Origin of the sequence: Oceanobacillus massiliensis str. N'diop, from assembly GCF_000285495.1 — a bacterium.
Lineage (GTDB): Bacteria > Bacillota > Bacilli > Bacillales > Amphibacillaceae > Oceanobacillus > Oceanobacillus massiliensis.
The window spans coordinates 95,702-110,344 of sequence record NZ_HE610981.1 but is presented as its reverse complement, the minus strand read 5'-3'; the positions used below and the strand labels follow the sequence as shown (position 1 = coordinate 110,344).

12 protein-coding genes, 1 pseudogene and 1 other annotated feature are annotated in these 14,643 nt (G+C 42.2%); all 13 genes and pseudogenes read left to right on the top strand.

Annotated elements, in window-relative coordinates; all coding sequences use genetic code 11:
* Window position 1 precedes the first annotated feature (1 nt).
* A complete protein-coding gene (rlmB, locus tag OMHG_RS17060; RefSeq protein ID WP_010652120.1) occupies window positions 2-748 on the top strand; it encodes a 23S rRNA (guanosine(2251)-2'-O)-methyltransferase RlmB in 747 nt (248 codons plus the stop codon).
* A pseudogene (locus OMHG_RS17055) lies at window positions 748-1,256 on the top strand (NYN domain-containing protein). The gene rlmB and the pseudogene OMHG_RS17055 overlap by 1 nt, the downstream one beginning before the upstream one ends.
* A 136-nt stretch (window positions 1,257-1,392) precedes the next feature.
* Entirely contained in the window at window positions 1,393-2,043 is a 651-nt protein-coding gene (gene sigH, locus OMHG_RS17050) for an RNA polymerase sporulation sigma factor SigH (RefSeq protein ID WP_010652118.1), read from the top strand.
* Between the two features lie 116 nt (window positions 2,044-2,159).
* Window positions 2,160-2,309, top strand: a complete 150-nt coding sequence (rpmG, locus tag OMHG_RS18105) for a 50S ribosomal protein L33 (protein ID WP_081498558.1) — start codon at window positions 2,160-2,162, stop codon at window positions 2,307-2,309.
* 69 nt (window positions 2,310-2,378) lie between these two features.
* A complete protein-coding gene (gene secE / locus OMHG_RS17045) occupies window positions 2,379-2,552 on the top strand; it encodes a preprotein translocase subunit SecE (RefSeq protein WP_010652110.1) in 174 nt (57 codons plus the stop codon).
* Window positions 2,553-2,754: 202 nt separating this feature from the next.
* Window positions 2,755-3,291, top strand: coding sequence for a transcription termination/antitermination protein NusG (gene nusG, locus OMHG_RS17040; protein ID WP_010652109.1), 537 nt, complete (start codon window positions 2,755-2,757; stop codon window positions 3,289-3,291).
* 163 nt (window positions 3,292-3,454) lie between these two features.
* Window positions 3,455-3,880, top strand: coding sequence for a 50S ribosomal protein L11 (gene rplK, locus OMHG_RS17035; protein ID WP_010652108.1), 426 nt, complete (start codon window positions 3,455-3,457; stop codon window positions 3,878-3,880).
* Window positions 3,881-4,131: 251 nt separating this feature from the next.
* The gene (rplA, locus tag OMHG_RS17030) at window positions 4,132-4,824 is read left to right on the top strand and encodes a 50S ribosomal protein L1 (protein ID WP_010652107.1); all 693 of its coding nucleotides are present in this window, start codon (window positions 4,132-4,134) and stop codon (window positions 4,822-4,824) included.
* A 50-nt stretch (window positions 4,825-4,874) separates the two neighbouring features.
* Window positions 4,875-5,025, top strand: a sequence feature (ribosomal protein L10 leader region).
* A 42-nt stretch (window positions 5,026-5,067) separates the two neighbouring features.
* Window positions 5,068-5,568 (top strand): 50S ribosomal protein L10, encoded by a 501-nt coding sequence (rplJ, locus tag OMHG_RS17025; protein WP_010652106.1) that lies wholly within the window; start codon window positions 5,068-5,070, stop codon window positions 5,566-5,568.
* A 55-nt stretch (window positions 5,569-5,623) separates the two neighbouring features.
* Window positions 5,624-5,986, top strand: a complete 363-nt coding sequence (gene rplL / locus OMHG_RS17020) for a 50S ribosomal protein L7/L12 (protein ID WP_010652105.1) — start codon at window positions 5,624-5,626, stop codon at window positions 5,984-5,986.
* A 323-nt stretch (window positions 5,987-6,309) separates the two neighbouring features.
* Window positions 6,310-6,912, top strand: a complete 603-nt coding sequence (locus OMHG_RS17015; protein WP_010652104.1) for a class I SAM-dependent methyltransferase — start codon at window positions 6,310-6,312, stop codon at window positions 6,910-6,912.
* Window positions 6,913-7,345: 433 nt separating this feature from the next.
* The gene (gene rpoB, locus OMHG_RS17010; protein WP_010652103.1) at window positions 7,346-10,882 is read left to right on the top strand and encodes a DNA-directed RNA polymerase subunit beta; all 3,537 of its coding nucleotides are present in this window, start codon (window positions 7,346-7,348) and stop codon (window positions 10,880-10,882) included.
* Window positions 10,883-11,002: 120 nt separating this feature from the next.
* The gene (gene rpoC / locus OMHG_RS17005) at window positions 11,003-14,611 is read left to right on the top strand and encodes a DNA-directed RNA polymerase subunit beta' (protein WP_010652102.1); all 3,609 of its coding nucleotides are present in this window, start codon (window positions 11,003-11,005) and stop codon (window positions 14,609-14,611) included.
* Window positions 14,612-14,643 lie beyond the last annotated feature (32 nt).

Genomic DNA, 14,643 nt, shown 5'->3' with positions numbered 1-14,643 from the left:
TATGGATCAAGAAATGATTATTGGAAGGAATCCGGTGATGGAGGCTTTGAAGTCAGGCCGTTCTGTCAACAAGGTATTTGTATCCGAACAGCTGAATTCGAATGTGCAGAAGCAGCTGCAGCAGCTGGCAAGAGAAGCAGGGACGATTGTACAGAAGGTGCCAAGGTCCAAGCTGGATCAATTGGATTCCGGTAACCATCAGGGTGTTATCGCCTATGTTGCATCCTATCAGTATGCATCGATTGAGGATTTGTTCAAGCGCGCAGAGGAAAGGGAAGAAGATCCATTTTTTATTATTTTGGATGAACTGGAAGATCCGCATAATTTGGGATCCATTTTACGAACGGCTGATGCAACAGGAGCACATGGCGTAATCATACCGAAAAGACGCTCTGTTGGTCTGACAGCGACCGTGGCCAAGACAGCTGTAGGAGCGATGGAGCATATCCCGGTAGCTCGGGTTACAAATATCGCAAATATAATTGATGAACTAAAAGAACGCAATGTGTGGGTGGTAGGTACAGAGGCAGAGGCAACAGAGGATTATCGCAAGCTTGATGGCAGCCTGCCAATCGCGTTGGTTATTGGGAATGAAGGAAAAGGGATAAGCAGACTGGTCCGCAAAAAATGTGATTGGACAGTCAGTCTGCCGATGAAGGGAAAGGTCTCCTCTTTAAATGCGTCTGTTGCCTGCAGTCTGCTTTTGTACGAGGTATATCGCAAAAGGTATCCGTTAGGTGATGCATAATGATCGTGCTTGTTGTAGATGGATATAACATTATTGGTGCATGGGATGAACTGCAGCAATTGAAGGAAAAGGACATCGGACAGGCCCGTGACCGTTTAATCGAGCTGATGGCGGAATATCAGGCCTACTCGGGACACCGTGTTATGATCGTTTTTGATGCCTATTATGTTAAAGGCATTGCAAGCAAGCTGAAGCAATACAAGGTCGAAGTCATTTTCACCAAGGAAAAAGAAACGGCAGATGAATGTATCGAAAAGCTTATAAAAAAATAAAAAATGTTAAAACTCAAGTCTATGTCGCTACCTCAGATTATGCTGAACAGCGCACGATTTTCGGACAAGGGGCACTGCGGAAATCGGCCCGTGAACTATTGATTGAAATGGCGGATATAGAGCGTGAAATCAAGGCGAGCATTGAAGTCCATAAGAACGATCAGCCCCAATCCAAAATCAAATTGAACAGAGAAATACTGGAAAAGTTCGAGAAGATGAGAAGAGGAGAAATATAGCATAAAAGTTTGACTTTTATGCTTTTTCGACATTTTCCGCTATGTAATCGCTTATCATAGTATATTGACGGCTTTTAAAACAATACTGTATAATATTCCCTAAAGTGATTTCAGTCAGTTGAGGAGGCCGATCTTGATGAATGCTGAGCAAATGGAATCAGACAACATTCGTATAGACAAGCTTGATGATAACGATTTGCTGCAATTGGTTCGTCAAGGGGATAGTCATGCCTTGGATATACTGATACATAAATATATCAATTTTGTCCGCGCCAAAGCTAGAACGTATTTTTTGGTTGGAGCGGATAAAGAGGACATCATCCAAGAGGGCATGATTGGCCTCTACAAAGCGATACGGGATTATGATGGGGACAAGCTCTCATCCTTTAAAGCATTTGCAGAGCTTTGCATTACCCGTCAGATAATCACCGCAATCAAAACAGCCACACGCCAAAAGCACATCCCGCTTAATTCTTACGTATCTTTGGATAAACCGATCTATGATGAAGAATCGGACCGTACCTTATTGGATGTGATAGCGGGTTCGAAGGAAATTGACCCACAGGAATTACTCGTAAATCAGGAAGATTTCGGCAACATGGAGGTTAAATTATCTGAATTATTAAGCGAGTTGGAAAAGCGGGTACTGCATTTATATTTGGACGGCAGGACCTATCAGGAGATATCCGTCAGCCTGAATCGCCATGTCAAATCAATCGATAATGCGCTGCAGCGTGTAAAACGTAAGCTCGAACAGCTGATGGAAGCGAATGGTGTAACATTTTAGCCTGATTGGCAGACAATGATTGGATAGAAGCTGGCAAAAACCGACAGAACGTTGACACAATATGGCAACCATGCTACATTTATAAGAGTGAAAATACCCTGTACTGGGGTGATATGATGAGTAACAAGGTAATTTTATCGTGTGCAATTTGTTCAAGCAGAAATTATTCAACTAATAAAAATGCAGCTACAAAATCTACAAGATTAGAAGTTAAGAAATATTGCAAAGCATGTGGGAAACACACATTGCATCGCGAAACAAAATAAATGATATTCAGGTTTTTTCTCTGGGTATTAGTTGGTAATGAAAGTTAGGCAGGTTCGGGGGGTACTAGCATGTTTAAATTTCTGAAGAATGTCTCCAGAGAAATGAAAAAAGTAAGCTGGCCAAAAGGCAAAGAACTAACAAATTATACCATCATTGTTATTTCGACTGTAGCTTTTGTCGCACTGTTCTTTTTCGTTGTGGATCTTGGGATTACACAGATTTTAAATGCATTTTTTGAATAATTACGCTATAATATAGCTATACTGAAAAAATGATATTTCTTTTTTAAAAACCCGGGAATGCGGGTTTTTTAATATTGTGGAAAAAAGTATAAGTACCTGGTTGATATGCGACCGCTGAATCTGGAGCAGCTTGAAGCGGCTCTGAAGGATAAATAATCTAACTCTGCAAGGGAGGGAAGGACAAGGCATTGTCCTGACATTAATGGAGAAGAACTGGTATGTGGTTCATACGTATTCTGGTTACGAGAATAAGGTAAAGATGAATCTTGAAAAGCGCGTGGAAACAATGGGGATGGAAGATAAGATCTTCCGTGTGATTGTTCCGGAAGATGAAGAGACTGAAATAAAAGAAGGTAAAAAGAAAGTTGTAAAGAAAAAGACATTCCCCGGTTATGTGCTAACCGAGATGATTATGACGGATGATTCCTGGTATGTAGTAAGAAACACACCGGGTGTCACTGGTTTCGTAGGTTCGAGCGGGCATGGTGCCAAGCCGACGCCGCTCATGCCGGGAGAGATCGATGTTGTTCTGAAACGCATGGGTGTTGCAGCACCTAGTGTGCAGGTTGACTTCGAACTGAAGGAAAATGTCCGGGTGGCTGATGGTCCATTTACTGACTTTACAGGCTCTATTGAACATATTGATATTGATAAACAGAAAGTGAAGGTTCATGTTAATATGTTCGGAAGAGAGACTCCAGTTGAACTGGATTTCTCACAAGTTGAAAAGCTTTCATAAAAAAATTAAATCGGATAACCTTGCATTCTTTTGTTATTCATGGTAAAATTCTTTTGTTATTCGTGCCCTGAAGTAAGGTGCAAGAAGAAATAGGAGTGGGAGGGTATCCAATACAAATACAGGACCCTATTACCACATCACGGACTTTAAGGAGGTGTGTCTCGTGGCTAAAAAAGTAATCAAATTAGTTAAATTGCAAATCCCGGCTGGTAAAGCAAATCCAGCACCGCCAGTAGGACCGGCACTAGGTCAAGCAGGTGTAAATATCATGGGATTCTGTAAAGAATTCAATGCTCGTACACAAGATCAAGCGGGTTTAATTATTCCTGTTGAAATTACGGTATTTGAAGACCGTTCATTTACATTTATTACTAAGACTCCGCCAGCAGCTGTTCTTTTGAAAAAAGCAGCCGGCATCGAGTCAGGTTCTGGTGAACCGAACAAGACTAAAGTCGCTACTGTAAAACGCGATAAAGTTAAAGAAATTGCAGAAACTAAAATGCCTGACCTGAATGCTGCTGATGTAGAAGCGGCAATGCGCATGGTTGAAGGAACTGCACGCAGCATGGGAATTACAATCGAAGACTAATAACCATAAAGCAAAGGCGTCCGTGCACGGGTGAACTGTTTAGTCCAAAGCACTGTTTTTCCGCCGTTCGCCTAAGCTCGATATGGCTTCGATTAATCAAATACGGTATAGGTTGCGGCTGGGTAACCACCCGCAACCTTTTTCGTGAATGTGATGGAGCTGAACTGGCTTCGTTGCATGCTTTATAAAAGCCAGGTGCTTTTATAAGTGGGAGGTATTACCGTTATAACCACAATAGAGGAGGAAATAAAATGGCAAAAACAGGTAAGAAGTATCAAGAAGCTGCTAAGCTTGTTGATCGTACAAAAGCTTATGAAGTAAAAGAAGCTGTTGCAATTGCTAAGCAAGCTGCTAAAGCTAATTTTGATGAAACAGTTGAAGCTGCATTCCGTCTTGGGTTAGATCCTAAGAAAGCAGATCAGCAAATCCGCGGAGCAATGGTATTGCCTCACGGAACTGGTAAAACTCAACGTGTATTAGTATTCGCAAAAGGTGAAAAAGCTAAAGAAGCTGAAGCTGCTGGAGCGGATTTTGTAGGAGAGGCAGAATTCATTGAAAAAATCAACAAAGGTTGGTTTGATTTCGATGTGATCGTTGCAACTCCTGATATGATGGCTGAGGTTGGTAAACTTGGACGTGTACTCGGACCAAAAGGATTAATGCCAAACCCTAAAACAGGAACAGTTACTTTCGATGTAGAAAAAGCTGTTAAAGATATTAAAGCTGGTAAAGTTGAATACCGCGTAGATAAGTCTGCAAACATTCACGTTCCAATTGGAAAAATTTCATTTGACGATGAAAAATTGGTTGAAAACTTCATTGCCCTTACAGAACAACTTGTAAAAGTAAAACCACAAGCCGCTAAAGGTGTTTATATGAAGAATGTTTCAATCGCTTCTACAATGGGGCCTGGAATCAAAGTTGACGTATCTAACTATCGTTAATTAGGTATTGACTTTCTTGTAAGCTTTCGTTATAATAAACTCCGTTGTATAAAAACAAATATGTTATACCGTAGACAGCAGGAGCGATTACGTCGCTTAAATATCCTGCCGAGGTGTTTATAGACAGATGAGACGATCCGTAAGATTTCCATTTGTTATATAAAGCTCCCATGTCTGCATGGGAGCTTTTACTTTATGTCTAGAACGGTGTAATGATTGCAAATATCTATAGGAGGTGGAACAATGTCCGGAATAATTGAAAAGAAAAAACAAGTTGTAGATGAAATCACAGAAAAATTCCGTGCGAGTCAAACAGCAGTAGTTGTTGACTATCGTGGTCTTGATGTGGCTGAAGTTACTGCTTTGCGTAAAGAGCTTCGTGACGCAGGTGTTGAGTTTAAAGTGTACAAAAACACCATGACTCGCCGTGCTGTAGAAGCTGTTGAGCTAACAGGACTGAATGATACGCTGACAGGACCAAACGCTATCGCATTCAGTAAAGATGATGTAGTAGCTCCTGCAAGAATTCTGAACAACTTCATGAAAGAGCATGAAGCTTTAGAAATCAAAGGTGGCGTAATTGAAGGTAAAGTTGCAACACTTGAACAGATCAAAGAGCTTGCCGATCTTCCGAATTACGAAGGTATGGTATCAATGCTGCTTAGTGTACTTCAAGCACCTGTCCGTAACTTTGCTTATGTTACAAAAGCTATTGCTGAACAAAAAGAAGAACAAGGCGCATAATTTGCTGCTGGATTTAAACTATAATTAACTTAAAATATTAGGAGGAAATAATATCATGACTAAAGAAGAAATGATTGGCGCAATCAAAGAAATGTCAGTATTGGAATTAAACGACTTAGTTAAAGCTATTGAAGAAGAATTTGGAGTAACTGCTGCTGCACCAGTTGCTGCTGCAGGAGCTGCAGGCGGAGCTGCTGAAGCTGAACAGACTGAATTTGATGTTGTTCTTACAAGTGCTGGAGCATCTAAAATCAAAGTTGTTAAAGCGGTTCGCGAAATCACAGGTCTTGGTCTTAAAGACGCAAAAGACATGGTTGATAACGCACCAAAAGCTATTAAAGAAGGCGTAGCTAAAGAAGAAGCTGAAGAAGTACAAGCTAAACTTGAAGAAGCTGGCGCATCTGTAGAAGTTAAATAATTAAGTATCTTATAAATAAAGAGCTCGTCGTATATATCGGCGGGCTTTTTATAACGAGCTTTCACAAAGGGAACTTTTAAGCTCTTCTTTTTGGAAGCGAGAACGAAAAATATGGCCGCATATTCGGAATGAAAACATACTTTGCCTGAATTTATTTGGAATAAAAGGATATTTTCTATTCGGGGCGGCTTTATTTTTTTACTTATACAGCAATTGCTAAAACTCCGCTGTCGTAAGTTTTTCACTATACTTTATTTATAGGGAAGCCATATGGTTTTCTTATATCTTCATATTTCAAATACAAAGTCAAAGTAGGTGCCCATATGTCTGAGCATTACTTTTCCGATAAACCTCAATCAAAAACTTCACCAAAGACATGGACATATCAATTAAGGGAAAAAGAGTATACGTTTACCAGTGACGTGGGTGTGTTCTCAAAAAATGAAGTGGATTTCGGTTCCAGACTTTTGATTAATCAATTTCAGGAACCTGACATAGCTGGTGAAATATTGGATCTTGGATGTGGATACGGTCCGATTGGAATTTCTATAGCGGGGAGCTACCCGGAACGTCAAGTAATTATGGTGGACATAAATGAGCGAGCGCTGTCGCTTGCTGAAAAGAATGCCTCCCTGAACCAGGTGGCCAATACTGCTGTTGTTAAAAGTGATCGGTTTTCCGGTTTGGTGGAGAGATCGTTTGCAGCGATTCTTACAAATCCACCAATCAGGGCGGGAAAACAAGTCGTTCATAAAATGTTTGAGGATTCAAAAGCGGCCTTATTGCCAAATGGAGAGCTGTGGGTAGTCATACAAAAGAAACAAGGTGCCCCTTCTGCCATGGAAAAAATAGAGAATCTTTTTGGAAATGTTGAGGTTGTTGCAAGGGATAAAGGATATTATATACTGCGGGCGCTAAATGATTGACCGTCGTAAACTAATATGTTAGGATTGGAAGATGCTAATATTGGGATTCCTTTGTCAAGGAATATTTCTGCGGATTTAGAACGTATATTTCGAAAGCATTCGGCAACACTGGTAGAATCGAAAAAACGGAGGTTTTTAATTAAGCCTTTTTTCTAGTTTACCAAAATAATTGTCATCTGTACAATTGAATTTAGTTTGCCGTGCTATTGATGATATTGTTATTCTTCACTAAAACCTTGGTGAAATGCAGAGATTTTATATGTTGGCTGAATTGTGTTTTGTTTTAAAAGGATTGTTCAATGACAATTGGACAGCCGGATGTTAAGTATGTTAGTTTCGAAAAACAAAGCCGGGAATATACATTCTGGCGCTGTTTTTTCTAAATATGAAAAGCATTTTTGTACTAAAATGCATGATTTAAGGGGTGAAGCAGTTGACAGGTCAACTAGTTCAGTATGGACGGCACCGCCAACGCAGGAGCTATGCACGTATCAGTGAGGTGTTGGAATTACCAAACCTAATCGAAATCCAAACCGCTTCTTATGAATGGTTCTTAGAAGAGGGTTTGAGAGAAATGTTCGCGGATATTTCTCCGATTGAAGATTTTACGGGAAACCTCTCGCTTGAGTTTGTGGATTACAGCCTAGGTGAGCCGAAATATCCTGTAGATGAATCAAAAGAAAGAGATGTCACGTACAATGCTCCGCTTCGCGTGAAGGTTCGTTTGATTAACAATGAAACCGGTGAAGTGAAGGAACAGGAAGTATTTATGGGAGATTTCCCACTTATGACAGATACAGGGACGTTTATCATTAATGGTGCAGAACGAGTTATCGTTTCTCAGCTTGTGCGTTCACCTAGTGTCTATTTTAATGAAAAGATCGATAAAAACGGAAAGCGCGGTATTGCAGCTACTGTAATCCCTAACCGTGGAGCATGGTTGGAGTTTGAGACAGATGCAAAAGATGTAGCGTATGTACGTATCGACCGCACACGTAAATTGCCGATTACCGTGCTATTGCGTGCCCTTGGCTTTGGTACAGATCAGGAAATCATCGACCTGCTTGGGGAGAATGAATACTTAAGAAATACGCTTGAAAAAGATAATACAGAAACGTCTGAAAAGGCGCTTTTGGAAATCTATGAGCGTTTACGACCTGGCGAGCCTCCAACAGTAGAAAATGCGAAGAGTCTACTGGTTTCGCGTTTCTTTGATCCGAAACGTTATGACCTTGCGCACGTAGGTCGCTATAAAATGAACAAAAAGCTTCATATTAAAAATCGTCTATTCAATCAGGTTCTAGCAGAATCAGTAGTGGATCCAGAGACAGGCGAAGTTTTAGCTGAAAAAGGCGAAAGACTTGAACGCAAACTGCTGGATAAGATTCTTCCTTATCTGGAAAGAGAAGAAGATCGTTTCGGAGAGAAAGTAATCGAACCGCATGATGGTGTACTGGAAGATGAGATTTACATCCAATCTGTTAAAATATTAGATCCTACCGATCCGAACGGAGAACGTGAACTGACTGTCATCGGAAACGGCGGAGTAACGAAAGAAATCAAAAACATTAGTCCTGCCGATATTTTGGCATCAATCAGTTATTTCTTTAACCTGCTTTACCGGGTTGGGGATACAGATGATATCGATCACCTCGGTAACCGCCGATTGCGTTCTGTCGGTGAATTGCTGCAAAATCAATTCCGTATCGGGTTATCCCGTATGGAACGTGTGGTACGTGAGAGAATGTCCATTCAGGATACATCGAGCGTAACGCCGCAGCAGCTAATCAATATACGCCCGGTAATCGCATCGATTAAAGAATTCTTTGGCAGCTCACAGCTGTCGCAATTTATGGATCAGACCAATCCTCTAGGGGAATTGACGCATAAACGCCGTCTATCTGCTTTAGGACCAGGTGGTTTGACGCGTGAGCGCGCCGGTTTTGAAGTTCGTGACGTGCATTATTCCCACTATGGCCGTATGTGTCCGATTGAAACGCCGGAGGGTCCAAATATTGGACTGATCAACACACTATCCAGTTACGCAAAAGTAAATAAATTTGGTTTCATCGAATCACCATACCGCAGAGTTGATTGGAAAACAGGTAAGGTAACGAACCAAATTGATTACTTGACTGCAGATGAACAAGATAATTATATCGTTGCGCAGGCAAATTCGGTCCTCGATGAAGAGAATAGATTTGTAAACGAAGAAATCATCGCGCGTTTCCGCGAAGATAATATCGTTGTTTCCCGTGACAAGATTGATTATATGGATGTATCGCCGAAGCAGGTTGTTTCTGCTGCGACAGCATGTATCCCATTCCTGGAAAACGATGACTCCAACCGTGCCTTGATGGGTGCGAACATGCAGCGTCAGGCAGTTCCGTTGATGAAACCGGAAGCACCTATTGTCGGTACTGGTATGGAATATGTGAACGGGAAGGATTCCGGTGCGGCCGTTATATGCCGTAACGAAGGAATTGTAGAGCGTGTTGAAGCAAAAGAAGTGATTGTTCGCCGTACTTCTATCATAGATGGTAAAGAAGTTGAAGGGGACGTCGATCGTTATAAGCTGCAAAAATACAAGCGTTCCAACCAAGGAACTTGTTACAACCAGCGTCCTATCGTTAGTGAAGGCGACCGTGTAACTAAGGGTGAAGTACTTGCTGATGGACCGTCCATGCAAGATGGAGAATTGGCTCTAGGTCAAAACGTCCTTGTCGGTTTCATGACATGGGAAGGTTACAACTATGAGGATGCCATCATCATGAGTGAAAGACTTGTGAAAGATGATGTCTATACATCCATTCATATTGAAGAATTCGAATCCGAAGCCCGTGATACGAAGCTTGGACCTGAAGAAATAACCCGCGATATTCCAAATGTGGGTGAAGATGCACTGAAAAATCTTGACGAACAAGGAATCATCCGTGTTGGAGCAGAGGTTACCGATGGAGATATCCTAGTAGGTAAAGTTACTCCTAAAGGGGTTACAGAGCTATCTGCTGAAGAAAGATTATTACATGCAATCTTCGGTGAAAAAGCCCGTGAAGTGCGTGATACATCATTACGTGTTCCACGTGGCGGCGGCGGAATTGTTCTGGACGTTAAAATCTTCAATCGTGAAGATGGAGATGAACTGCCACCAGGTGTAAACCAGTTGGTACGTGCTTATATTGTCCAGAAACGTAAAATCCATGAAGGGGATAAAATGGCTGGACGTCACGGTAACAAGGGTGTTATTTCCAAAATTTTACCGGAAGAAGACATGCCATTCCTGCCAGATGGTACGCCGATCGATATCATGCTTAACCCACTAGGGGTTCCATCGCGTATGAACATCGGACAAGTTTTTGAATTACATTTAGGTATGGCCGCAAGACAGCTTGGTATCCACGTTGCCAGTCCTGTATTTGATGGAGCAAGAGAAGAGGATGTTTGGGAAACGCTTGAAGAAGCTGGTATGCCTAGAGATGCGAAATCCATTCTCTATGATGGACGTAGCGGAGAAGCGTTTGACAACCGTGTATCAGTAGGTGTCATGTATATGATCAAGCTAGCGCATATGGTTGATGATAAACTTCATGCGCGTTCAACTGGACCATATTCACTTGTTACGCAGCAGCCGCTTGGTGGTAAAGCACAATTCGGCGGACAGCGTTTCGGTGAGATGGAAGTTTGGGCACTTGAGGCATATGGAGCAGCATATACACTGCAGGAAATCCTGACAGTGAAATCTGATGATACAGTCGGACGTGTGAAAACATACGAGGCGATTGTCAAAGGTGATAATGTTCCAGAACCAGGTGTTCCAGAATCATTCAAAGTGCTTATCAAAGAACTTCAAAGTCTTGGAATGGATGTTAAGATGCTTAATAGCACAGAATCCGAAATCGATATGCGCGAACTGGAAGAAGAAGAGGTTCAGGCAGCAACAAAGCTTAATATAGATGTAGAAGAAAATTAATCACAGCAAGCAGAATTGGTTCCACGGTCTGTTAAAGACCAAGGGCCATTCTGCTGCGTGTATATAAATTTTACGTGAATCCACTGGTAAAATCGCACATTATAAAGGGAGGATTGCCCCTTGTTGGATGTAAACAAATTTGAGTATATGAAAATCGGGCTTGCTTCACCAGAAAAGATCCGTTCTTGGTCCTATGGTGAGGTCAAAAAGCCAGAAACTATCAATTATCGTACATTGAAACCGGAAAAAGATGGTTTGTTCTGTGAAAGAATCTTTGGACCGCAAAAAGACTGGGAATGTCATTGCGGAAAATACAAGCGTGTGCGTTATAAAGGTGTTGTCTGTGATCGCTGTGGAGTGGAAGTAACGAAAGCAAAAGTCCGCCGTGAGCGAATGGGTCACATCGAACTTGCTGCCCCAGTATCACATATTTGGTATTTCAAAGGTATTCCTAGCCGTATGGGACTTGTTCTTGACATGTCACCGCGTGCGCTGGAGGAAGTTATCTACTTTGCTGCGTATATCGTAACAGATCCAGGTAACACACCATTGGAGAAAAAACAGCTTTTATCAGAAAAAGAATTCCGTGCATATTATGATAAATACGGCAATACTTTCAAAGCTCAAATGGGTGCGGAAGCGATCCGTAAACTTCTGCAGGATATCGATCTTGATAAAGAAGTTGATGCATTGAGAGAAGAATTGAAAAGTGCCCAGGGACAGCGCAGAACTCGAGCAATCAAACGTTTGGAAGTAATGGAAGCATTCCGTCATTCCGGCAACGACACTAGCTGGATGGTATTGGATGTACTGCCTGTTATACCTCCGGAAATCCGTCCGATGGTACAGCTTGATGGTGGACGTTTTGCCACTTCGGATCTGAACGATCTTTATCGCCGGGTTATTAACCGTAATAATCGTCTGAAACGATTATTGGATCTAGGAGCACCAAGCATTATTGTTCAAAATGAAAAACGTATGCTGCAGGAAGCTGTGGATGCGTTAATCGATAATGGTCGTCGCGGCCGTCCGGTAACAGGACCAGGCAACAGACCATTGAAATCTCTATCGCATATGCTGAAAGGTAAGCAAGGACGTTTCCGTCAGAATCTGCTTGGTAAACGTGTGGATTATTCTGGACGTTCCGTTATTGTCGTTGGTCCACATCTTAAAATGTATCAATGTGGCCTGCCAAGAGAGATGGCTTTGGAACTGTTTAAACCTTTCATTATGAAAGAGCTTGTTTCTAGAGGTCTTGCACATAACATCAAATCTGCAAAACGTAAAATCGAGCGCATTCACCCAGATGTCTGGGATGTTTTGGAAGATGTTATTAAGGAGCATCCGGTATTGCTTAACCGTGCCCCTACATTGCATAGATTGGGTATTCAGGCGTTTGAGCCGACATTGGTTGATGGCCGTGCAATTCGTTTGCACCCATTGGTATGTACTGCTTACAATGCCGATTTCGACGGTGACCAAATGGCTGTTCACGTTCCGTTGGGAGCGGAGGCACAGGCAGAGGCACGTATTCTGATGCTTGCTGCACAGAATATCCTTAATCCAAAAGATGGTAAGCCTGTTGTAACACCATCCCAGGATATGGTTTTAGGTAACTATTATTTAACATTGGAGCGCGAGAACGCAGTAGGCGAAGGCAGTATCTTCAAAGATGCGGACGAAGCTAGAATTGCTTACCAGAATGGCTATGTTCATCTGCATACGCGAGTAGCAGTACAGGCCGCTAGTCTTGACAATAAGACGTTTACTGAAGAGCAAAACGCTCAGCTGCTGCTGACAACTGTAGGTAAATTAATCTTCAATGAGATTTTGCCGGAATCGTTCCCATATATCAACGAACCGTCTAAAATGAATCTGGAAGAAAGAACTCCGGAACATTATTTTGTAAAACGCGGTACTGATATTAAAGCGGAAATCAAAAACCGTGAATTGGTTAACCCGTTCAAAAAAGGATTCCTTGGTGATATCATCGCTGAAGTATTCAAACGGTTTAAAATCACAGAAACATCGAAAATGCTTGACCGCATGAAGGATCTTGGTTTCAGCTATTCAACGAAAGCAGGTATGACTGTTGGTATATCTGATATCGTGGTATTGGCAGAGAAACAAGGCATCCTTGATGACGCCCAAATGAAGGTGGATAAAGTACTTAAACAGTTCCGTCGCGGTTTAATTACCGAAGAGGAACGTTATGAGAGAGTTATCTCCATTTGGACACAGGCAAAAGACACCATCCAGAATAAATTGATGGGTTCATTGAGCAATAGAAACCCTATCTATATGATGAGTAACTCAGGAGCGAGGGGTAACGCATCTAACTTTACACAGCTTGCGGGTATGCGTGGATTGATGGCTGACCCGGCTGGTAAAATCATTGAGATACCAATTAAATCCAGTTTCCGTGAAGGCCTAACGGTTCTTGAGTACTTTATTTCTACTCACGGAGCACGTAAAGGACTTGCCGATACAGCTCTGAAAACGGCGGATTCAGGTTATTTGACAAGACGTCTGGTGGATGTGGCACAGGATGTTATCATTCGCGAGGAAGATTGTGGAACAGACCGTGGATTGCCAGTGTCTGCATTAGTTGATGGATCGGAAGTAATCGAACCATTAATCGATCGATTGATTGGTCGTACCGCGTTCATTACGGTAAAGCATCCTGAAACAGGCAAGACAATCGTATCCAAAAATGAACTGATTTCAGAAGATCAGGCCAAAGATATTATCGAAGCGGGAATTGAAGAAGTAACGATTCGTACCGCGTTCACATGTAATACCAAACATGGGGTCTGCCAAAAATGTTATGGCCGCAACCTGGCAACAGGTGCCGATGTCGAAGTCGGTGAAGCTGTTGGTATCATTGCCGCTCAATCAATCGGTGAGCCGGGTACACAGTTGACAATGCGTACGTTCCATACTGGCGGTGTTGCAGGAGACGATATTACACAAGGTTTACCGCGTATCCAGGAATTGTTCGAAGCCCGTAACCCTAAAGGTCAGGCTGTAATTACTGAAATCGATGGTACTATTTTGGAAATTAAAGAGGTTAAGGATAAACAGGAAATCGTTGTACAAGGTGAAGTGGAACAACGCAGCTATGCCGTTCCATATAATGCCCGTATGAAAGTATCTATCGATGATCAAGTGGTTTCCGGCCAAGAATTGACAGAGGGTTCCGTTGATCCGAAAGAACTTCTTCGTATTAAAGGCGTTGACGGTGTACAGGATTACCTGTTGAAAGAAGTACAGCGCGTATACCGTATGCAAGGGGTGGAAATTGGTGATAAACACGTTGAAGTAATGGTTCGGCAAATGCTTCGTAAAATCCGCGTCGTTTCTGCGGGCGATACAGAAGTATTACCGGGATCGTTGCTTGAATTACATCAATTCAAAGATTCAAACCATCCAGTGCTTGTCAGTGGCGGCGAACCTGCTACAGGACGACCGGTATTGCTCGGTATCACAAAAGCTTCCCTTGAAACAGATTCATTCCTTTCAGCAGCATCATTCCAGGAGACGACTCGTGTTCTTACGGATGCAGCAATTAAAGGAAAACGAGATGAATTGCTTGGTCTTAAAGAAAATGTTATCATCGGAAAACTTGTTCCAGCTGGTACTGGAATGCCGCAATACAGAAACATTAAGGCTGGCATGGACAGACCGGAAGAAGTGGAAACAGAAGAAGAAACAGAAACCGTCCAGTAAGATGGATGGAAGGTGCAGGAAGCGGAATAAGC